Annotated in this window: 24 protein-coding genes and 1 tRNA gene; 3 read left to right on the top strand and 22 right to left on the bottom strand. The window is 41.2% G+C overall.

What is annotated here, in order from left to right:
- Positions 1–482 (top strand): tetratricopeptide repeat protein (locus IH879_05910; protein MCH7674474.1); only part of this gene is annotated, 482 nt, incomplete at its 5' end.
- 77 nt (positions 483–559) lie between these two features.
- Positions 560–634, top strand: a tRNA-Pro gene (locus IH879_05905).
- An 83-nt stretch (positions 635–717) separates the two neighbouring features.
- Here IH879_05905 and IH879_05900 read toward each other — a convergent pair.
- The 20 genes from IH879_05900 to radA form a co-directional block, all read right to left on the bottom strand.
- Positions 718–2,106 carry a tetratricopeptide repeat protein gene (locus IH879_05900; GenBank protein MCH7674473.1) on the bottom strand — a complete coding sequence of 463 codons (1,389 nt, stop codon included), beginning with the start codon at positions 2,104–2,106 and terminating at the stop codon, positions 718–720.
- A gap of 290 nt (positions 2,107–2,396) precedes the next feature.
- Positions 2,397–2,594 (bottom strand): carbon storage regulator CsrA, encoded by a 198-nt coding sequence (gene csrA, locus IH879_05895; protein MCH7674472.1) that lies wholly within the window; start codon positions 2,592–2,594, stop codon positions 2,397–2,399.
- A gap of 128 nt (positions 2,595–2,722) precedes the next feature.
- Entirely contained in the window at positions 2,723–3,187 is a 465-nt protein-coding gene (locus IH879_05890; protein MCH7674471.1) for a hypothetical protein, read from the bottom strand.
- Positions 3,188–3,220: 33 nt separating this feature from the next.
- On the bottom strand, positions 3,221–4,276 hold the full coding sequence (locus tag IH879_05885) for a response regulator (protein ID MCH7674470.1): 1,056 nt from the start codon (positions 4,274–4,276) through the stop codon (positions 3,221–3,223).
- The gene (locus IH879_05880; GenBank protein MCH7674469.1) at positions 4,251–4,763 is read right to left on the bottom strand and encodes a GAF domain-containing protein; all 513 of its coding nucleotides are present in this window, start codon (positions 4,761–4,763) and stop codon (positions 4,251–4,253) included. The genes IH879_05885 and IH879_05880 overlap by 26 nt, the downstream gene beginning before the upstream one ends.
- A gap of 36 nt (positions 4,764–4,799) precedes the next feature.
- A complete protein-coding gene (locus IH879_05875) occupies positions 4,800–5,564 on the bottom strand; it encodes a FliA/WhiG family RNA polymerase sigma factor (GenBank protein MCH7674468.1) in 765 nt (254 codons plus the stop codon).
- 360 nt (positions 5,565–5,924) lie between these two features.
- Positions 5,925–7,280, bottom strand: coding sequence for a sigma-54-dependent Fis family transcriptional regulator (locus tag IH879_05870; GenBank protein ID MCH7674467.1), 1,356 nt, complete (start codon positions 7,278–7,280; stop codon positions 5,925–5,927).
- Between the two features lie 206 nt (positions 7,281–7,486).
- Positions 7,487–8,254 carry a type III pantothenate kinase gene (locus tag IH879_05865; protein MCH7674466.1) on the bottom strand — a complete coding sequence of 256 codons (768 nt, stop codon included), beginning with the start codon at positions 8,252–8,254 and terminating at the stop codon, positions 7,487–7,489.
- A complete protein-coding gene (locus IH879_05860; protein MCH7674465.1) occupies positions 8,242–9,060 on the bottom strand; it encodes a biotin--[acetyl-CoA-carboxylase] ligase in 819 nt (272 codons plus the stop codon). The genes IH879_05865 and IH879_05860 overlap by 13 nt, the downstream gene beginning before the upstream one ends.
- 6 nt (positions 9,061–9,066) lie before the next feature.
- Positions 9,067–10,644, bottom strand: a complete 1,578-nt coding sequence (locus tag IH879_05855; protein MCH7674464.1) for a methylmalonyl-CoA mutase family protein — start codon at positions 10,642–10,644, stop codon at positions 9,067–9,069.
- 118 nt (positions 10,645–10,762) lie between these two features.
- Positions 10,763–11,686: a site-specific tyrosine recombinase XerD gene (gene xerD, locus IH879_05850; protein MCH7674463.1), complete on the bottom strand. Its 924-nt coding sequence runs from the start codon at positions 11,684–11,686 to the stop codon at positions 10,763–10,765.
- An 8-nt stretch (positions 11,687–11,694) separates the two neighbouring features.
- Positions 11,695–12,132 (bottom strand): hypothetical protein, encoded by a 438-nt coding sequence (locus IH879_05845; protein MCH7674462.1) that lies wholly within the window; start codon positions 12,130–12,132, stop codon positions 11,695–11,697.
- Positions 12,133–12,228: 96 nt separating this feature from the next.
- A complete protein-coding gene (locus IH879_05840) occupies positions 12,229–12,432 on the bottom strand; it encodes a cold-shock protein (protein MCH7674461.1) in 204 nt (67 codons plus the stop codon).
- A gap of 120 nt (positions 12,433–12,552) precedes the next feature.
- Positions 12,553–13,314, bottom strand: a complete 762-nt coding sequence (locus tag IH879_05835) for a PASTA domain-containing protein (GenBank protein MCH7674460.1) — start codon at positions 13,312–13,314, stop codon at positions 12,553–12,555.
- A gap of 18 nt (positions 13,315–13,332) precedes the next feature.
- A complete protein-coding gene (gene rsmB / locus IH879_05830; GenBank protein MCH7674459.1) occupies positions 13,333–14,673 on the bottom strand; it encodes a 16S rRNA (cytosine(967)-C(5))-methyltransferase RsmB in 1,341 nt (446 codons plus the stop codon).
- Positions 14,660–15,598: a methionyl-tRNA formyltransferase gene (locus tag IH879_05825; GenBank protein ID MCH7674458.1), complete on the bottom strand. Its 939-nt coding sequence runs from the start codon at positions 15,596–15,598 to the stop codon at positions 14,660–14,662. Before IH879_05825 ends, rsmB begins: the two co-directional genes overlap by 14 nt.
- Positions 15,599–15,605: 7 nt before the next feature.
- Positions 15,606–16,133, bottom strand: coding sequence for a peptide deformylase (def, locus tag IH879_05820; protein MCH7674457.1), 528 nt, complete (start codon positions 16,131–16,133; stop codon positions 15,606–15,608).
- A 5-nt stretch (positions 16,134–16,138) separates the two neighbouring features.
- On the bottom strand, positions 16,139–16,396 hold the full coding sequence (gene yajC, locus IH879_05815) for a preprotein translocase subunit YajC (protein ID MCH7674456.1): 258 nt from the start codon (positions 16,394–16,396) through the stop codon (positions 16,139–16,141).
- A gap of 65 nt (positions 16,397–16,461) precedes the next feature.
- Entirely contained in the window at positions 16,462–17,616 is a 1,155-nt protein-coding gene (tgt, locus tag IH879_05810) for a tRNA guanosine(34) transglycosylase Tgt (GenBank protein MCH7674455.1), read from the bottom strand.
- Positions 17,613–18,980 carry a DNA repair protein RadA gene (radA, locus tag IH879_05805; protein ID MCH7674454.1) on the bottom strand — a complete coding sequence of 456 codons (1,368 nt, stop codon included), beginning with the start codon at positions 18,978–18,980 and terminating at the stop codon, positions 17,613–17,615. The genes tgt and radA overlap by 4 nt, the downstream gene beginning before the upstream one ends.
- Positions 18,981–19,134: 154 nt before the next feature.
- Between radA and IH879_05800 the strand changes: the two genes are divergently transcribed.
- The gene (locus tag IH879_05800) at positions 19,135–19,437 is read left to right on the top strand and encodes a DUF4296 domain-containing protein (protein ID MCH7674453.1); all 303 of its coding nucleotides are present in this window, start codon (positions 19,135–19,137) and stop codon (positions 19,435–19,437) included.
- A gap of 436 nt (positions 19,438–19,873) precedes the next feature.
- Here the strand turns inward: IH879_05800 and hisS are convergent, their stop codons facing one another.
- Both hisS and IH879_05790 read right to left on the bottom strand, forming a co-directional pair.
- Positions 19,874–21,262, bottom strand: a complete 1,389-nt coding sequence (hisS, locus tag IH879_05795) for a histidine--tRNA ligase (protein ID MCH7674452.1) — start codon at positions 21,260–21,262, stop codon at positions 19,874–19,876.
- Between the two features lie 95 nt (positions 21,263–21,357).
- The coding region (locus IH879_05790; GenBank protein MCH7674451.1) for an aromatic amino acid lyase at positions 21,358–22,123 on the bottom strand (766 nt) is incomplete at its 5' end.

The raw sequence follows: 22,123 nt of genomic DNA, 5'->3' as shown, positions 1-22,123 counted from the left end.
CAGAATATCTGAAGTACAAACCTAATGACGACTTTGTCTACTATTCATTAGGACAAGCTTATTTGAGGGCTGGTGATGTTTTAAAGGCAACTGAGGCCTACAAAAATGCCATCAACTTTAATAATAATAAAGCGTTATATTACAAAGAACTTGCCATTGCTTATAATTACCTTGACAAAGATGATGATGTGGTTCGATGTTTAACCAAGGCAAAGCAATTAGGACAAAGTGATGGTATTGTTCATACGTTTTTAGGAAAATTCTTCATCAAACAACTAAAAATTGAAGAGGCTATTGAGGTTTTAGAAAAAGCAATTAAGGAAAACCCAAATAATCTGCTTGCTAAAATCTACCTTGCGCTGGCATTGATTAAAAAGAATGACATCGAACCTGCGATTAATTATTTGCACGAAATAGTACGAGCGCCAATCAAAACGCCATTAAAAATGGAGGCCGACACTCTTTTAAAGAAGCTAAGCTGAATGCGCATAACATATATTATGTAAACTTACTAATTCTTTAACAATATATCTCCCCTTTCTCTTTTCCAGGGGATTATCGGGGCGTAGCGCAGCCCGGTTAGCGCGCCACGTTCGGGACGTGGAGGCCCCCGGTTCGAATCCGGGCGCCCCGACAAAATTACTCTCTCAAGCAGACATAGGGAAAAATATTGCAAGTTTACATAATATATGTTATAGCAAAAATAAAAATGGCTTTCTAGTTGGCCTGGACTTCACGCATCATAGCTTCTGCTTCCATCTTAATGGGGCTGTTTATCGGCGATCGGATAATCTCTTGTAGATAATTTACTGCGAAGCTGATTTCATTATTTTTTTTGTAGGCCAGCGCTAAATAATATTTAGCCAAAAGATTATTTGAATTTAACTTCAACGCTTTTCCCAATATTTCAATGGCATCCTGGATTTTATTTTTCTTAATCAGAAAATTACCTTGTAAAGCAAATAAAACGCTATCATTTTTGCCAAGTTTTTGTGCTTTTTGGATGCATTCAAGAGCATCTGCATCCCTATTTAAATAGCCCAGAGATAGCGCGAGCTCCTTATAATATAAAGCCTTACTGGAGTTAACACTTATAGCTTTCTGAAAGGCTTCAACTGCTTTTGACGGTCTACCGCTTCTTAAATGAGCCTCTCCAAGCGAAAACCAGACAAAATCGTCATCAGGCTTCTGCTCTAAATAGCGTGTATACATGTTAACTGACTTGTCATAGTCCGTGAACAGGTATGCTTTATATCCTTCTTGATAAGACATCTCACTATAGACTAAACCCTTTGGCCTAGAAGTCAAATAACCCTGGTTTTTCTCTTCAACCGGGGGCAAAATCATAGATTTTTTTGCGTGGTTTGTTAAGGCGCGGTTGGTGTCTATCTCGATAACTTTTTTGAAATGTTCATTTGCCAGATCAGCCTTTCCTTGAAGAGCATGAATTTTTCCTAACCCAAAATGAGCTCTAACCTCTTTTGGTGACAACTCGAGCGACCTTTGAAACATTTCTATCCCTTCGGCATATTTTCTGATGATGCTATAAACTGCTCCCAAATTTAGATATGCAAGAGCATGCTTCGGATTGATAACAATACTTTCTTTTAATTGAATTTCAGCTTGGTCAAATTTCCTGGTTTTTATATAGGTTGTTCCTAAAATGAGATATGCGTTAGGATAAATAGGACACAAATCAATTACTTTCTCTAAATTTTCAATGGATTCGGTAAAATTCTTGGATTCAAAGAAAGCTATCCCCAGGTTAAAATAATAATCCGGATCAGACGTATTAATTGATATTGCTTTTACCCAATTATTGATTGCGTCTTTATAATTCTTATTCTTTGCTAAGGCTAACGCATCTCTGTGGAGGGCTTCTGCTCTAAAGTCTACTTTTGAAGGGGTCCAGACTAATTTTACTTTATTGGATTTTTGAATTACTTCAAATTTGCCTTCTTTCTTTCCGTATTTTTGCAATAGAAATTGTTTTATATACTTTTGTTGCTCGTTCTTATCCTGAAATTTATTCAGTTCTCCATTTAGTGTTTCAAACTGGTTCAATCGCAGGACAGCGGAGAACTGTTTTTGTAGGCTTTTTTCCATTCTGATTGACTCTAATATTTTCTAGCGATGATTGGTACTGTACTGAAATTTAACAAGAAAATCAAGAAATTTTGCAAACACGTAAATCTCTAAAATAATAAACACTTGCTGAGAAAGAGAAATTGGAATGAATTACTCGCAAACGATTTTAAATTTTAAAATAGAATGCCTAAAAGCGGGGATCGCAAGAAGAAACATTGGTCAATAGAAAATGACATAATGTTTTATTAACCAATTTTTCTTAAAATTGGTCAGCAGAGTTGTTAAATGATGTTAGGTCAGCTATCCGTCTATTCTTCTGTTTTATCGGTTGCATCAGATCTTTTCTCTTCCTGAATTCTTTCATAGATTTCGCCCCGAAAGATGCTAATTTCGGTTGGCGCATCAATTCCAAGTCTGATCTGTTTACCGTGTATGTCAACAACCTTAATTACAATGTTGTCTCCGATAACAATTGTTTCACCTAACTTCCTTGTCAGGACTAGCATAAGAATTTCCTTTTGTTAAAAAGCAATAAACTATTTAATTGGTTTGGGTTGCTCATAATATCCACTGAAATGATACGCGGATTATAAGCAAAATTAGATCAATATTCAAGTTAATTTAGTATAAAGTTCTATATATTTTTCTTTTCAAACTCCAAACATGCAAATCGTGCAGTATTTTTTAGTAATTTCGCAAATTCTTCCTTTAAAATTGCTTTATCTATTTCAACCTGTGCTGTAACCACTCTAATTGTTCTCGGTCCCCTTATCGTCTTCGTGTATTCCTCAAACCCTGCTACTTTCAAACAGCGTTTTATATGACTTAATTTTATTTCACTTGATTCGCCCGGCGGTGGAGCATGGCCAATTTTGATAGCCAACAATTTGGCCCGAACAATACTATTTGGAGTTAAAATATTGCTGACGTCTCCCAGGGTGATGTCTGGCCCCAACACAATTGTTCGGGCCTTGAGTTTAATAGACAATTTACTACTGTTTTTTGATTGTTTAGTTTCACTGCTGCCCATATCAATTACGATAAGTAAACACAAAGTGGAAATCAGGAAAATATAAAGTGGTTTGTTAGCTAGGCTCATCATGACCTCTAAAATTTAGGAATAACTATTCCGTTAGATTTCAAAAATATTACTATTATCATAGTATGTTTTTTCTTCCGGGTTGGAGATACTATTGAACTTCTGTACTATATTCGAAATTTTTTTAACATTACATTCGATTATTTCTAATTTTTTTTTATGATCGTCACTTAGAAGACAATCTTCTTTTCGGATCAATTGAATATTTCCTAAAATAGGAGTTAGTGGATTATTGATCTCATGATTAATTGTTGCGAATGACTGCGTGATGGCTGTCAGTCTTTCTTTTTCAAGAAGCTCTTTTTCCAGCTGCTTTTGGGCAGACAAATCCTGGCCAACAATTAACAGGCCTTGAATATCACTGTTTTGGTCTAGCAAATAGGAGTATGTAATCCCCATCGGAATTTGAATTCCAGATTTTGCTTCAACATACACACCAATGGTCACGAGCTCGTTGGGAGACGTTCTATTTTCAAGCCGTTTAGTCAACACCTCTTCGCTGGTTCCAAGTAATTCGTATACCGATTTGCCTAAAATTTCGAATATGAAATATCCTAAAATATCTTCGATAGCTTTGCTGGCAAATGTGATCTTTCCATCGAGTTCACAAGTGATGATTGCTATTGGACAACTTTCTATCAAATTTTCTAAGAAATTCTTGCTATTCTCGATTGCTTTTCTTAATGCCGAATTATGAACTTTTATCTTGTTTGTAATAAAAGTGTTTTCTATTACATTAATTAATTCTTTGCTACCAAAAGGTTTTTCCAGATACGCATTTAATCCAGCCTCTAAAAAATTATTTATTCGTTCAGTTGGCTGGTTTGCTGCGGTTAGCATTATTACGGGTATATCGCAACTCTGTTTATATTGTGGAGACTCTTTTAATTCACGAAAAGTTTCACCCCCGCCTTTCCTTGGCATCAGGTAGTCTAAAATAATAAGATCTGGATTAAACGAAAGTACCTTTTTCAGCCCTTCGATACCGTCGAAAGCTGAGATAAGATTGTATCCGGTCTTTTGAAGAACGATTTGGATATGTGCGTGCACATCCTTATCGTCATCAATCAACAAAATCTGTCGAGTCATCGGAGTTAAAACCTAAGTACATTCTATTATAAATTTTGCGGCTAATTTCTTTACTCAAATCTTGGATCTTTTTTAGTTTACAATTGCTAAATGCATCAGGAACTGTGTGTCCTAGATTTAACACTCCGATAATCCTGTTGTGTATCTCAAGAGGCAACGACAGATAGGATCTAACTGGATTTAAGCCATGCCGGCTGCCGCGGTGAATGTCAGGAAGATATACCATTTTACCTTTCTGTGCTACCCAGGCGGATAATCCCAAGCCCATGGGAAAGCTTACAGAACTAATGAAATCAATTCCGTCCCCTTTACTTGCTGCCTCTTTCAAGGATTCCGTACCATCTTCAAATAAAAAAAGACTTCCTGATTCAAACTCAACAGTATCATTAAGTTCATCCATAAATTGATCTAAAATTCTTATCCAGGGGTCGTTTACGGTATTAACTCGTTGGGTGTCTGAAAGCTGCGGCGCCGATGTTGAATTCATAATCAAACCTTCCTTGGTTTTTGTCAGAAATGAAAATTAGTTTAGAATTTCAGATTCAAGCGCGCCTTTCAATCCGCCTAAAGCTTTGCTGTGGATTTGTGATACTCTTGATTCGGTAATACTTAAAACCTGTCCAATTTCTTTCAAGGTAAGTTCTTCATAATAATAAAGCGCCATGACGATTTTTTCCTGCTCATTTAAACCCTCAATGGCCTTTATTAACAACTTCTTTGTTTCTATATGCTCTAAACTATAGTGGGGGTTATCCGATTGCGAGTTTTCAAGTAGATCGTACATTGAAGTAATTTGCTCATTGTCCTCTACCCTACTCCCGTCCAAAGACAACAGAGATGCCTTAGAAAGTTCCAATTGCACGCCGCCATAGTCTTCTATCTTCATCTCTAATTTATTCGCAATCTCATCATTGCTGGCCGAACGGCCCAATTCTTTTTCGAGTTGCTCGCTTACTTTTTCTACCATCCGTGCTTTAGAACGTAAAGATCTGGGAGCCCAATCCAGAGTTCTTAGTTCATCCAAAATGGCGCCTTTGATTCGAGGTAAAACAAACGTCTCAAACTTCACTCCCTGTTCTGGTTTGAATCGCTCCAAGGCGCCGATCAGACCCATAACGCCGGCACTAAGAAGATCATTATAGTCGACACAGGACGGAAGAGAAAACATCATTTTGCCAGCTACATATTTGACTAGAGGAAGGTATTTTGTTAAAAGTTTCTCACGCGTTTCCAAATCTCTTGTCGTGGTGTACTGGTGCCACAGAGTATAAATGTAAGATGATTTCATAAGCTCACTCGAATTTACTTTGACTTCAAATTACTCGAAGTGTTGCGACTAAAAGAATTGGATGAACCCTGCTTTTCGCAAGTTCTATGCCACGTAACATCTCTTGTTTTCTTGAAAACACATGAACATAAACATTGGGAAAACAGCTTAAAAAGAAGTGAGCTTTCTCGAAGAAGGTAACTGTTGATGTGAAATAAAAATAGATGGTTAGCAGAAATTAGGAGGAGTAAACTGCCTCATCAAAGTCATTTAAGGGCAGAGTCTATGATTTTACTCATTGTAATAATTGAGGTGTGAGTCAAATCATAAGAGGAAGAAATTGCCTATCACATTGCACATAATTTCCTACCAAGGGTAGTTTTAATTAGTTTCCTTAGAATACTCTCGTAATTTGTTTCTAAGGGTTCTAACGCTTATTCCTAATTTATTTGCAGTCCAGGTTCTATTGCCATTTTGCTCATGAAGTGTTTGCATAATGAACCTTTTTTCCAGTTCCTTCAGTTTCATACCGCTTGGTAAAGGAACTGCCGATTTGTCTTTTTTTTCACCTTCACCATTATGATTAAAGTAAAGGTGTTTCATTTGGATCGTTTGTTCCCTGCAAACAACCACAGCACGCTCCATCGTGTTTTCTAATTCTCTTACATTCCCCGGCCAGTCATATTCAGAAAGGTGCTTCAATACTGCATCATCCAGAGGTTTAATCACACGGCCATTTTCTTTTGAAAACTTCTCGATAAAATACTCTACCAAAAGAAGTATATCTTCCTTTCTGTCCTTCAGAGCAGGGAGCTGAAATGGTACAACATTCAGGCGATAAAATAAATCTTCTCTGAAATTGCCCTTCGCTATCTCCTCTCTTAAGTCCCGATTGGTTGTGGCTACAATTCGAACATCTACTTTAATGGTCTCGGGATTGCCCACTTTTTCAAATTCCTGTTCCTGCAAAACGCGTAACAGCTTTGCTTGCAGGTTTGGCTGAATCTCGCTGATTTCATCCAAGAGTAACGTCCCACCATCAGCTAATTCAAAGCGGCCTTTTGTATTTTTAAATGCCCCGGTAAATGAGCCTTTTTCATGGCCAAATAGTTCGCTTTCCACCAAGCCTTCCGGAATTGCTGCGCAATTTGTTTTAATAAAAGGTTTATCGCTGCGTTTGCTGCATTGATGAATCGCCTTTGCGATTAGCTCTTTACCAGTGCCGCTTGCCCCTTGAATAAGTACAGTCGCATTAGTAGGCGCAACCATTTCGACCGTCTCAAACACTCTTTGCATTTTCTCGCTGGTGCCGATAATATTGTCGATTCCGTATCGACTGGACAGTTCTGATCTCAAAAGCTCATTTTCTTTGACCAGACGTAGGTATTTAAAAAAGTTATCGACCGTGACTTTGATTTCATCAAGAGAGAATCCCTTTGCCAGAAAATCATAGGCCCCGTCTTTCATCGCCTTAACCGCGTTTTCAATAGAACCTTGTCCGGTTATCACGATCACGCCGGAGTCGGAATCCATTTGTTTAACTGTTTTTAGGATTTCCATGCCGTTAAGATCAGGCAGATAAACATCAGTAATGACCAGATCATAATCATTCTGCTTGATTTGTTTTAATGCAGCTTCGCCGGTTTCGACGACGTTCACAGAATATTTTTTCTTTAGTACTTCATAAAGCATGCCGCTAATTGTCGGTTCGTCATCGACGACCAATATTCTGGGCATAACTGACATCAGATTCTCCTACTTCAAAAACTATGACTACTTGATTTGATGGTGGAAGGTTGGATCTTATTGCAAGGGGTGTGCCAACCTGTGAGGGGTTACAAAGCTTTTAAATTTACAGGATTTATGGGAGTACGATATGGATCAGAGCAACTTCTTGGACAAAAATCAAGCGGAAATGGATGAAAATTGGTCACTCATGTAAATTATTTTGAGTTACGACTGTATATAATTTGCAGACCTTTTAGCGTCAAAAACGGTCTGAAAGCAGTCTCTTTTTCCAAATTTTCGAGCAGTTGTGGGGCAATCCCGCCAGTGGCTAAGATCGTCGCTTCATGACCTAATTCTTTGGTGATACGACGGACGATGCCGTTTACCATTTCCACTGAGCCAAACATGATGCCGGCCTGCATACTTGTTTCCGTCGTTTTTCCAATAACAGTTTTGGGAAACTGCAATTCAACTTTCGGTAACCTTGCTGCGTACTGATGTAGAACAAAAGAGGAAGACTCCAATCCCGGAGCAATGACTCCACCTAAATATTCAGCATTTTTAGAAACAACATCAAAAGTCGTGGCTGTACCAAAGTCTACAATAATTAACGGACCGCCAAACTCATCAAAACCTGCAATCGAGCTGCAGATTCTATCGGGGCCAACAGAACTGGGATCATGGTAGAGAATTTTCAAACCTGAATTTGAATCGGCACTAACAATGACCGGAGAAATTTTAAAATTCTCCTCCACCATGGATATAAAAGTATGCGTTCGATCAGGCACTACAGATGAAATCGCACAACCGGTCACTTTTTCAAATTGTAACCCTTCACTTTGGAACAGCATTTTGAGCATAACCCACAATTCATCCGCTGTTCTGTTTACGCCGCTCGAAATGCGCCAATGTGCTAACAATTTCTCTTTGGAATAAACGCCTGCAGTCACATGAGTATTGCCGATATCGATTACGAATAGCATGATTCTTCCCTTTGTATTAAGTTTGGCTCCCCCGCGCTGAGATGTTTGATTTCGCCGCTAGCCAGCCGTAGACCCATTCTGCCGTATTCATCCAAGTTTTCAAACCTCCCCTCTATCTCATCGCCGTTCTGTTTTACCGAGATGTACTTATCAAGAAACGGGCATCGTTCCTTCCAAGTATTAATAATTAAATTAGAATTCCCATTATTGAATTCAAAATAAAAATGCTCCAGGTCGTGCAATAACTCTATCAACAAACCCACTCGGTCAATCTCATGCTTTATCTGCTCTCGTAAAGAGGTCGCGGTCTGACGGATCGGCTCTGGGAAATCAATTTCTTTTTGGTTTACATTTACCCCAATTCCCAAAATCAGCGAGGCGTTCCGGTTATTTGAAAATTGACTTTCAAGCAAAATGCCGCTCACTTTCTTCGAGTCTATTAAAACGTCATTTGGCCATTTAAGAGCTGGTTTGAGAGAGGTCTTCTGTTCAATTGTTTTTGCAAGAGCGACCGCAGCTAAAAGAGAAACGACTCCAAACTTGTCCGCAGACTGGGTTGGTTCCAAAATAATCGAGAACCACAATCCCGAATTAGCAGGGGCATACCAGCTCCTCCCCTGTCTTCCCCGCCCTTTTGTTTGCTCATTTGTTAATATCAAGGTTCCGCCGCGCTCACCGTTTTGCGCCAACCTTTTTGCAAAGTCATTGGTTGAGCTGAGCGTTTCGAAAGCAAAGATTTTTTTTGCAATTAGCTTTGTGTGGATCTTGTTTTCTAAGTCTTCCGCTAGAATTGGCTTGTTTAACATTTTTTACTAGGTTTCTTTATACGTTCCAAAAACTACTCTCAAAGCATCCGAAATTTCACCCAATGTGGCATAAGCCTCAACACATTCAACAATCGTCGGCAGTAGATTGGTTGAACCTCTGGCGTTTGTTTTTAGCTGCTCCAGTAATTTGCCCACTATAGCGCTGTCTCTCTTATCTCTGAGTTGTTGAAGTTGTTTCATTTTTTTGTCGCGAAGCGCCGGGTCGACTTTTAAAATGGCGGGTTGCTCTTTTTCGTCCTCTCTAAAGTCATTTACTCCGATAATAATTTTTTCTTTTGACTCAATTGCGTTCTGGTATTCATAAGCTGTTTGGATGATTTCACTTTGAAAAAATTTATTCTCAATTGCTTTCAGGGCGCCACCCATTGCATCGATTTTATCTAAATATTCCCAAACGCGCGTTTCGATTTCACGGGTTAAATTTTCCATGAAATAAGACCCGCCCAAAGGATCGGCGGTATCGGCAACACCGGATTCATGAGCGATGATTTGCTGTGTTCGAAGCGCGATGCGCGCAGCTTCTTCCGTGGGCAAAGACAGTGCCTCATCTTTGGAGTTAGTATGCAAAGATTGCGTTCCACCTAAAACCGCCGCCAAAGCCTGCATGGTAACTCTAACGACATTGTTGTCCGGTTGCTGGGCGGTTAGAGTTGAACCAGCCGTTTGTGTGTGAAAACGCAGCATTGTACTCTTTGGATTTTGCGCCCCAAACCGTTCTTTCATGATCTTCGCCCAAACCGTTCGTGCCACCCGAAACTTGGCAATCTCTTCAAAAAAATTATTGTGGCAGGCAAAAAAGAATGACAGTCGCGCGGCAAATTGATCAATATTTAAGCCCTTTTCCAAAGCAGCAGAAACATAAGCAATGGCGTTTGCAAAGGTAAAAGCCAGCTCCTGCACCGCGTTGGAACCGGCTTCGCGAATATGATAGCCGCTGATCGAAATGGTGTTCCAGCGGGGAAGATTCCTGTTGCAGTACTCAAAAATATCAGTAACCAAACGCAAAGAGGTTTCGGGAGGGTAAATATAAGTCGCCCGGGCGATGTACTCTTTCAAAATATCGTTCTGAGTGGTCCCGCCGATCTTTTTCAAATCTGCGCCCTGTTTTTTAGCGACCGCTACATAAAGCGCCAAGAGAATAGCAGCCGTCGAATTAATGGTCATTGAGGTGGTTATTTTCTCCAGGGGAATTCCGTTGAATAATACTTCCATATCTTCGAGGCTGTCAATGGCCACGCCGGCTTTACCTACCTCCCCTTCCGCCATTGGGTGATCGGAGTTATAGCCCATCTGAGTTGGCAGGTCAAAAGCGGTGGAAAGTCCGGTTTGGCCGCGGTCGAGAAGGTAACGATAGCGCTCATTCGTTTCTTTCGCGGTTGCATACCCGCTGTATTGGCGCATGGTCCAAAAGCGGCCGCGATACATGCTTGGGTAGATACCGCGCGTAAAAGGATACTTGCCCGCATCTCCCGGGTCGGCAGATTTTTCCGAGTGGTCATGCTCACCATAGATTCGCTTGACTTCAATATTTGATTCAGTTTTAAACGATGATTTTCGGTCCATTAATTTAAATGCTTCGCTTAATAGAAATGAGGCTCACTAAATAGTGATTTAATTTCAATTCCGTGGTGGTTTTTTTAGGGTCCGTTTTAATGTGCTTTTTCAATAAATGTGTTTACGTTTAAGCAAATTCTTTTAAATGAGTCCTGCCATATTTTTCCCGTGGATGAAAACTCCGGTGCACTTCTTTTAAATATTCGCGATCTAAATGTGTGTATATTTGCGTCGTGGAAATATCAGCGTGTCCCAGCATTTCCTGAACAGCCCGAAGATCGGCACCTCCTTCAATGAGATGGGTCGCAAAGGAGTGCCGAAATGTATGTGGCGAAACCTTTTTCTTGATTCCGGAAGCAACCCAATACCCTCTTAGAATTTTCCAGAAACCCATCCTCGTTAAGGGTCTACCGCGCCAATTTAAAAACACAAAATTACGACTCTTGCCCGCCCTGGCAATTAGAGACCTGACATTTTCCAGATAACGGTTAGTATAATAAATTGCCTGCTCTCCGATTGGTATAATTCGTTCCTTTCTACCCTTGCCAACGATTCGGATAAATCCATCCGAAAAAAATAAATCGGATAATTGAACCGAGAGCAGTTCAGACACTCTAAGTCCTGCCGCATATAAGAATTCCAGCATGGCCCTGTCGCGGAGTCCTTTTGGATTGTCACAGTCCGGCTGTTCAAGAATCTTTTCGACTTCCATTTGATTCAAGGTTTTTGGCAATGTACTGGCTTGTTTCGGGAAACTAATGTTAACCGTAGGATCGTTTTTGAAATAGTCCTCACTGACTAAAAACCGGTGAAACATTTTTATGGCGGAGAGATTTCTGGCGTTGCTGGCCGGGGAAAGGCCCATTTCATTCAATAAGTGAATTAAAGCAAGGACATCGGATGGACGAATTGTTGAAAAATCATCTAACTCTTTATTTTTGAGAAAATTTAAATAACGAATCAAATCATTTTGGTAGGATAAGATAGTATTGGTTGCTGCGTTCTTTTCTATGCGAAGAAAATTCAGAAACTCCTGTAAGTAGTCTTCCATTTTTGGTGCTATTTTGCGCCGGGTAAAAGTCCTTCCGTAAGCGAAAGCGCAATTCCAGAAAGCATGACTTCGGGGCCTAATTTTGTGAAATCCCCTGATAACAGACTGGAATCAACATTTGCGTAAAGCGAACATCCCGCCTCCTTCTCAATAATGAGTCCGGAAAGTTGTCCATGGTGTTCACCGATAAATGTTACTTCACCGAGCATGTTACTCACTACGTAGCCCGAGCAAAAGTGGAGTTGCAAATGGGCGCTTTGTGTATACACACTAATTAAGTTGCCTTTTTTGCTGCCGATTGGAATATTCGGGTAAATTTCGAGTGAAATTTTCCGCCCGTCTTCTTTATTTTCGACAATCAAACGATAGTTGTTTCCCCAAAGCTTCGCTTCAACGCCAAGAGCATTTGCAATTTTATCAATATCTTTTTTTGTTATTTTCACAATGCATGCTCCCAAAATGGTGGTCATAATCAGCAAAACCCCGACTCATTTATCGGGGTTTTGAATTCACAGCTCCATACGATGGTTTTAAAAGAACTTTTACGATGGTTTAACCACTTTAGTTGCTTGAAGCCCTTTTTCGCCTGTTATGCAGTCAAATTCGACCTTTATTCCCTCCTGTAATGTTTTGTAGCCGTCCATTTCTATGACTGAAAAGTGTACGAAAACATCTTCACCATCATCTTGCTCAATGAAACCATAACCCTTGTGATCATTAAACCATTTAACCGTGCCTATAGCCATAGTATTTCTTCCTCCTCGAGTTTTTTGTAACTTGTAAAATATAATTAATAAATTAATTTTTGTCAAGCAATTAGGCACATATTTTTTTAGTTTATATTGTATTAATAAAAAGCTGAGCACTCATTCTTGCTTAAATCTTGTGATCAATAAATCGACAGTATCGCCATGGGCTGCCTCAGTTTCAGCTTCCAATGATTGAAACAGCACGGAATTAGGTATATAGTCATTATTTATTTTATAGGTAATGTTGCCCACCACTAAACCGGCCTTTTGAAGCTCTCTTTTAGCAACATTAAAAGTTTTGCCCAGTAACGACGGAACGATCACATTTTCAGTTGGCTCGCCTAAACTAACGGTAATTTCGATGGGAGTACCCACTTTCACCAGGGTTCCGTGATCCTTTGATTGAGCCATCACAACATCCCGTGGCTCTTCAGCGCTGTATCTATACACAATATCTTCCAAAAGAAGACTGTAACTTTTCAAGCGTTCTCTTGCGTTTGTTTCAGAAAGGCCAATAAAATTAGGCATTTGAAATTTACGTTCGCCTGTACTAATCGTCAAGTAAACACGCCGCCCCATTTTAACCAATCTGTTCGGAAGCGGGTTTTGTTCGACAACGTACCCGAAAGGTAGATGGGCGTTGTTTTTTTCTCCTGCTTTAACGACGTCAAGGCCCTGCAACTCCAGTAATTCCTTTGCATCTTCAAATCGCTGAGCAATCACGTTTGGGACCGCCAGCGCTTCTCCGTGTTTTGTGTACCAAGGCATGGCAAATTGATCCAATAGGATAACCGCAAGAACCAACATTATGAAATAGGTTCCTAAAAGAACGAGTCTTTTTCGAGTAAAAACGTTTTGCAAGGTTCCTTTTATTGCCATACTTAGATCCCTTCGATTTTAATTTGATTTAATCAGCTTGACAGCAAAAACACCGTCCATTTTATGCTCATATGGTACTGAAGTCCAATATCCTTTAGGCGTTGAAAAAGTTTTATGCAGGGACTCTGAATCGAGCCCAATTCTAAATTCAGCGTGCTCTTTTAGAAATTCCTCTATTAACTCTTCATTTTCTTCGGGTTCAAGTGTGCATGTGCTGTAAACCAAAGTACCTTTCTGTTTCAACAACCGGGCGGCATTTTTCAGTAATTTTTTTTGAATTTTACGGATGTTGAGGATATCGTGTTGTTTACGCTTCCAGCGCAGATCTGCTCGTTTCGACAACACACCTAAACCGGAACAAGGTGCATCCAATAGTATTTTATCAACCTTTGGCAGGTCTATTTCTGCGGCATTCCCGACCAACGCCTGAATGGACTTTACCCCCAGGCGAGTTGCATTCTCTTTTAATAAATTAAGCCGGTTGGATTTGATATCAACTGCGGTCACTTTACCTTCTCCTCCCACCAGTTGTGCGATATGACACGTTTTACCACCTGGCGCGGCACACATATCCAACACGGTGTCGCCGTCTTTTAGAGCCAAAAGTTGAGTGGCTAAGGCGGTACTTTCGTCCTGAATTGCAAAAAATCCCTCTTTAAAAAGCCTTAATTTAGTCAACTCTTGGGGTTTCGAAATTTTTATGAAGTCATCAAAATATTTTGAAGGTTGCGCCTGAATACCGCTTGCTTCCAGTTCTTTCAAAAGGGATTGGCGTGATATTTTTTTTAAGTTAGTGCGTAGCGTAATTTCGTGTCGGCGATTGTTATGCTCACAAAATTGAATCGTTCTTTCTAAACCATAGCGCTCCAACCATCGCTGCACCAACCATTTGGGATGTGAATGCCGAATTGATATGGCTAAAACAGGATCGCTTTCAACGGTAGGAAACTTTATCGAATTGCTGCTTCTCTGGTAATTTCTCAGGACAGCGTTGACAAGTTTGCCCCAACGCTGACCTCCAGCATTTTTAGCAATTTGAACGCCTTCAGAAACCGCGGCATACTCGGGAACCTTGTCTAAGAATCGAATTTGATACAAACTGACCTCAAGAATCCTTTTTAACATATGGGGGCTCTTTTCAAAGTTGCCGTGAAAATACTGCGATAAAATCCAATCCAATTGTCCTTGCCAGCGAAGCGTCCCGTTAACCAGTTCCAAAACCAGAGACTTGTCCTTTTGAGACAAGTTTGATTTTTGAAGTTCGGCCTGGATAACCTCGCTTGAATATTCCCCGTTCGTGCAAATGCGTTCCAGCAATTCGACGGAGGTCTTGCGAGCGGATAGGCTACTTTGGGCCAAATTTGTCACCTACTTTTAATTGATAGCCCTTTAAATACTCAGCGGCAGTCAATCGACGTTTACCTTCCGGTTGAAGCTCCGTGACTTGAAGATTCCCAGAACCGGTTGCAATTTGAATCAGTCCATTTTTTGGATCAACACCGGTTATCTCACCCGGCCGCTGGTCAGAGTTTGAATTCTCTATTAGCTGTGCGCGAAATAGCTTTATCAACTTGCTATTAAGAAAAGTATAAGCCCCTGGGTAGGGATTCAACCCTCTGATCAAATTGCGAATTTGTCCGCTAGGCTCATCCCAATTGATAAGGCCAAGCTCTTTTGTTAGCTTAGGCGCTTTGGTCCCTGTACCGGTTTGGATTTTTGGAGACGCGTTCCCGGCTGCAATTAGGTTTATAGATTCGAGAAGTAGCTCAGCGCCCAAATTGGCCAGTTTGTCATGTAATTCTCCAGCGGTTTCATCATCGCCAATTTGTACTTTTTTCTGCAAAATAATATCGCCCGTATCAACTTTTTGCTGTATCATGATGGTGGTTACGCCGGTTTCTTTTTCACCATTTATGATAGCCCAATTAATCGGTGCTGCGCCGCGATATTTGGGTAAGAGTGACGAATGCAGATTAATCGTGCCTTGCGGCGGAAGCTCGAAAACTTCGGGAGGTAAAATGCGGAAAGCAACCACTACAAATAAGTCGGGATTCAACTTCCTGATTTCCGGACTAAATTCAGAATCTTTTAAATCGATTGGTTGAAATAACAGGAGGTCAAATTCCAGAGCTTTTTGTTTTATAGGAGACGGCTTAATTTTCAATCCCCGGCCAACCGGCTTATCCGGGGCAGTCACGACCCCAACTAACTCATGCGTGCTCTCATAGATTGATGTTAAACTGGGAACTGCAAACTCCGGCGTTCCCATGAAAAGAATTTTCATAGTTTCCTTAGGGTACAGCAGCCTCCTCTTTACTTTGTGCGACTATGGCTTTTAGCTTTTTTGACAGCAGTTTTCGTTTGATTTGGCTGATCCGATCGATAAATAAAACACCATTGAGGTGGTCGACTTCATGCTGAAGAACACGGGCCAGCATTCCGCTGCACTCTTCTTCATGTTCCAGGCCATCCAGATCCTGGTATTTTATCTTAATTTTCTCAGGCCTGACAACGTCCTCACGGATATCCGGGATACTTAAACACCCCTCTTCCATGTTAAAGGTACCTTCTTCCGCGAGAATTACCGGATTGATGTACGCTTTTGAAGGTGCATCTTCTTCAATCAGACCGGAATTGATCACAAGCAAAGTGATCGGCTCGGCAATTTGCGGGGCCGCCAAACCAATGCCTTCAGCGGCCTCCATGGTTTCAATCATATCTTCGGCCAGGTCGCGGATCGAGTCGCCAATTTTTTTAATTTCCCTGGCCTTAAGCCTTAAAACCGGATGACCATACTTTACGATATAGCGCAACGCCATTGCAACTATTCTACTTTTCGGGCGATTGAGGAGCGGGTGATTTTTATTTTGATTTTCTCGGCAATTTCTATAAGAAGCGTCTTTTCATTTTCTTTAATCCCGACGATTGTACCATAAATACCGCCCGAAGTAACAACTTTGTCGCCTTTTTGTAGAGCACTTATCATGGCTTGTTGCTGCTTTTGTTTTTTGGCTTGCGGCCTAAAAATCAAGAAATACATGACTGCGAAAATCAACACCATGGGAACAATAAGTCCACCCATGCCGCCTCCATTTTGAAGCAATACAACTGAAAGTAGTAAATTCACTCCATCCTCCAATCTTGAAATTAGTTTTCTTCTTTATTAACTTCCGAAGAAAATTTATAGTGATTTAAAAAATCTTGTTTCCACGAATTAAAATTATTGCTCTCAATGCTTTGCCTCATTTGTTGAGTTAACTGGTGATAAAAATATAAATTATGTAGGCTTCCCAGCCTTAAACCAAGCAATTCAGCACTATGAAACAAGTGCCGCAGATAGGCTCTTGAGAAGTTTAAACATGTATAACATTTACAAGTTTCGTCAACAGGAAGAAAATCCTCCTTATAAGCTTCATTTCTAACGTTAATTGTACCGGTCCATGTGAAAAACTGCCCTTTCCGACCGTTCCTTGTCGGAATCACGCAGTCAAACATGTCAACGCCCAATGAGACGCCTTCGACTAAGTCTTCGGGCTTGCCCATTCCCATCAAATAACGCGGCTTATTTTCAGGTAAAATATCCGTGCAGACGGCTACCATTTCAAACAAAATTGGTTTTGGTTCTCCGATTGACAGGCCGCCAATTGCATATCCCGGAAAATCCATTTCGATGAGAGGCTCGGCACTAACTTTCCGTAATTTGGCATCGGTGCTTCCTTGAACGATTGCAAAGAGTGACTGCTTATACCCAAATTTCGGTTCAGAGTTTTGCCATTTTACCAGACAGCGCTGCGCCCATTTTTTTGTCCTTTCGACGGACTCGGCTAGGTAACTTTCCGGGCTCGGATAAGGCGGACATTCGTCCAATACCATCATGATGTCTGAGCCTAAGCTCATCTGAATTTCAATTGCCCGTTCCGGGGTTAATTCATGATAAGAGCCGTCGTGATGTGACTGGAAAGTGGCCCCCTCGTCGGTGATTTTGCATAAATCCGACAGACTATAAACCTGATATCCACCGCTGTCCGTCAAAATCGGTTTTTCCCAACTGGAAAATTTGTGCAGTCCCCCTGCCCTTTCGATTATTTCATGACCGGGCCGTAAATAAAGATGGTAGGTATTGCCGAGAATGATCTGGCTTCCGACATCAACTAGCTCCCGCGGAGAAAGACTTTTGACTGTGCCCTGCGTTCCTACCGGCATAAACACTGGAGTCTGGATTTCTCCGTGAGCCGTGCTAATACGCCCTAGTCTAGCTTTGCTGGTCTTATCTTGATGTACCACTTGGAAATCTAAGGTCAAACCAAAACACCTTCCAATGCATCTTCAACCGTATCAACCGGAATAAATTTCAAAGAACTCGTCTCTTCCAACCCTTGAATGTTAACTTTGGGAATGACAGCAGTCTTGAATCCCAGCTTCGAGGCTTCGTCAATTCTTTTTTCAATTTGGGGAACCGCGCGAATCTCGCCTCCCAGTCCAACTTCGCCGATAATCACGGCCTGCGGATTGACGACCTGTTCTTTAAAACTAGACGCAATTGAGACCAAGATTCCCAAATCTGCGGACGGCTCATCGATGCGAACACCGCCGGCCGCATTTACAAACACGTCATAGGATCCTAAACCGAGACCGACACGCTTTTCGAGAACTGCCAAAAGTAAAGATAATCTTTTAGGGTCAATTCCTGTCGCTGTCCTTTGCGGCAAGCCATAGTTTGTAGCGGTCGCCAGCGCCTGAATCTCGACAAGCAAAGGCCGGGTGCCTGCAACCGTGCAGATAACCGAAGATCCGGAAATGTTCTTTTTCCTTTGCGCCAAAAATAGAGCGGAAGGATTCGCTACTTCTTTCAAACCGCTCTCCGTCATTTCAAAGACAGCGATTTCGCGGGTCGAGCCAAAGCGGTTTTTTTCCGAACGGAGGATACGATAGAAATGGTCGCGGTCGCCTTCAAAATGCAGGACAACATCGACCATGTGTTCTAAAACTTTCGGACCGGCTAAATACCCTTCTTTCGTCACATGCCCAATCAGGAAAAATGCGATATTTTTCTTTTTTGCGATATTAGAAAATTCTAAAGCGCATTCCCGAACCTGGCTGATACTTCCCGGCGAGCTTTCATAAGCAGGCTGAAATACAGTTTGAATTGAATCAACAATGACCAAACTCGGATTGAGTTTTTCAATTGCACCGCAGACGTTGTTTAAATCGGTTTCTGGCAAAACGAACAAAAACTCTGAATCCAAGCCAAGCCGCTGGGCTCTCAGCTTGGTTTGCTGCGCAGATTCCTCGCCGGTAACATATAAAACAGGAAGTTCTTGCCTGGCAAGGTTAACGGCTTCTTGCAGCATCAAAGTGGACTTACCAATCCCCGGATCGCCGCCAATTAAAATCACTGAACCCGGTACAATCCCTCCCCCAAGCACCCGGTTAAATTCCTGGCTGCCAACGGTGGTCCTATCTTCCTGATTAAAACTGATTTCCGACAGAGAGATCGGCGCTCCGTTACCTTTTTGGCTTGCATTTTTTCGATTTATAGAAGACTGAACCACCTCTTCGATAAAACTGTTCCACGAATTGCATTCATTGCACCGCCCCATCCAACGGGGAGAAATCGCGCCACAGGATTGGCAGCAATATTGGACTTTTTGTTTTTTTGCTTTTATAGGCAAATTAAGGTCTCGCTGGGGTTTTTATTCCACATCAAAATATCAAATAATAGCTAAAAAGTCAAGAATATTTTATTGACTGTCATTCAATGTTTTCATATATTTAGGAGCGCTTACTAATAACATAATACCAGTAGAATTAAAGGCTTAATTGAATTCAACTAAACTTATTTTGACGATTTTCACCCTTTTTATCGGGTGCAATGACGAGCCGCTGCCCGAACGCCTCGAGCCAGATCTGTTTGCTAAAATTTATGCAGAAGCAGTTATCCAAACTTTAAATCCAGCTGAACAAGATTCCTTATCTCACCTCAACAACGCGTTGTTAAAATATAAAGTTTCCCGGGAGACGTTTGACCAAAACATTGAATACTATCGCAGCAATCCGGAATTGTGGGTCGATATTTTCACAAAAATAACTGCTGAATTGGAAGCTCAAAAACCCGAGGAATAAATTTCCTATCCAGTAATTTTAATTTTTGGATGCCTGTTTCAAAACTGCACATCTGTTTCAAAATCACGCACCCATTTTTAAATTTATCGACCTGGATCCAAAATCCCATCTTTTGAAATATTAATGGTTTATGCACCCTTTACAGTGTCGAAATTATTTGGCATTTTATTTGCAAACGAGGTGGGAACAGTAAGAGAGCGCGGCAGGATGCCTCCAATCAAGCCTTTCTGAGATTCCGTTTTTTAAATTTAGATTGCGTTTTGAGATAATCGGGAAAAGGATTTCTGTAATTTTTATTTTTGGTCTCCGCACCCTTCTTCAGGCATAGCATCTTAGAGGAGATCAAAGCACAACGGGGACTGGACAAATGCATCCATCACTGCACCTGCGGCCAGTCCCTTTTTTTATTTACTAACTCCCATTTGAGGTTTCAGTTTCAACACCTAACAACTTTTTCTTGCTTTTTTAGATATTCCACCGCTTCTCTTCTCTCGAATGTTTTCTGTTCGCCGCTTATCATATTTTTTATAGTAACACTATTTTCAATCAATTCATCCGGACCGATAATCGCCACAAAAGGAATGCCTTTTTTATTGGCGTAAGATAGCTGCTTTTTAAATTTGGCTAAGTTCAAAAAAATCTCCGCATTAATGCCCGCCTTTCTTAATTCTTGAGTAAAATTTAAACTTCCACCAAGTGTTGAACTGTCAAACAGAGTCACGAGAATTGCGATCTTTGTTTGTGAGACAGGGAACATACCAAGCTCGGCCATAACGTCAATAATTCGTTCAATGCCAAAGGAAGTTCCGGTAGCAGGGATCTCTCTCCCTAGAAACATACCTATTAGGTGGTCGTACCGGCCTCCGCCTGATAGGCTGCCGATTTTCGGTTCTTCAACGACGGTTTCATAAATTGGCCCCGTGTAATATCCCAATCCCCTGGCTAAATAGAGATCTATTTTACATCTATTTTGCGGCACCCCTAAATCAGAAAGATAATTTACGATTTGCTGCAGCTCATCGGTACCTTCATCCAAAGTCGCATTTTGAGAAATAGTCTTGGAAAGTGTGGATAAGACCTCTTTTGGCGCACCCGATATTTCCAAAACCGTAAGAATTTTTTTTATAGAATCTTCAGACATGCCTCTTTTTTCAAATTCGCTTCTAACCCCATCTATGCCAATTTTATCCAGCTTATCAATTGCAATTAAAACGGATGCGGCCTTTTCAGAATCAACTCCGGCATGCGCTAAAATGCCGTCTAAAATCTTGCGGTTGTTGATTCGAATTTTGAATTTATCAAAACCCAAGCTTTCCAGGACATCATTTATAATGGCAATAACCTCTGCATCAGCCAGCATGGATTCACTCCCCACTGTGTCCACATCGCACTGGTAAAACTCCCGATACCTGCCACGCTGCGGACGATCAGCTCGCCACACAGGTTGAATTTGGTAGCGCTTAAAAGGCAGAGAAATTTTATCCTGATGCATTGCGATGACTCGACTCAAAGGAACCGTTAAATCATAACGGAGTGCCTCATCGACCAGTTCACTCTGTTTTTTGACAACAAATTCCTTTGAGCCGCGCTGCAAATCCTCCAATCCCGTTCCCCTTTTCAGAACTTTGAAAAGCAGATTTTCTCCCTCCTCGCCATACTTTCCGGAAAGCACATCTAACTTTTCGATGGAAGGAGTTTCAAGGGGCTCGTAGCCGTACCTTTCAAAAATGGTTTTTACTGTATTGATTACATATTGCCTCTGCACCATTTGTTGAGGTAAAAAGTCGCGAGTTCCTTTGGGTAAGCTTGGTTTTGTTCCTGGCATTTTTTTCTTAAAAAAAGTATCGTATCTTAGTTTATCAATTACAAAGTGGCACCAAATGTAAATCAGGAATATTTTTTTTGGGAATGAATTGTGGGCTAAACTACCAACTCAATAGTTCTTTCAACTGCTTTTAGAATATCACCATTGGCGCTAATTTCGCGCATTATTTCGATTTTAGTCTTGAGATATTCGTCCTGATCCATTAACTGGAAAAAAGATCGTTCAATTTTGGAGTTTGGATCTTTTGTACTATTTAGAAAATCGAACGCTGCTCGGGTACCGTTCCCCAGAGGAAATTCATCTAAGTTAACAGACTTGTGCGTGGCACTGAGATGAATGCCTTGCCAGGCACAAAGATATTCAATAGCGATCAGGTAGCGGGTATTTTTAGCAATTCGACGCGCCTTCCGTGCCGCAGTCTGCCCCATGCTCACATGGTCCTCTTGATTATCGGAAGTCGGAATCGAATCCACACTGGCAGGGTGCGACAGAATTTTGTTTTCAGAAACCAATTGGGCGCCGGTATATTGCACCATCATGAAACCGGAATTTAAGCCCGGTTCCCCGCCCGCCAAATTACGAGTCAGGCCAAAACTCATGCGCGGACTTAAGAGTCTGAATACACGCCGGTCTGAAATACTGCCAATTTCAGTTAAAGCGATAGCTAAAAAGTCCATAGCCATTGCCAGGGGCTCACCGTGGAAGTTACCACCGCTTTTGACCTCATACCCCGGGCTGTCTTTTTTGGCAAAGATAAGCGGATTATCAGTAACTGCCCTAATCTCACGCTCTACAATCTTTCTGACATAATTATACGCATCTTTGCACGCCCCATGCACCTGGGGAACACACCTAAGCGAG

The organism is candidate division KSB1 bacterium, assembly GCA_022562085.1.
Classification (GTDB): domain Bacteria; phylum Zhuqueibacterota; class Zhuqueibacteria; order Oceanimicrobiales; family Oceanimicrobiaceae; genus Oceanimicrobium.
This window is presented reverse-complemented; position numbering and strand designations above follow the sequence as displayed.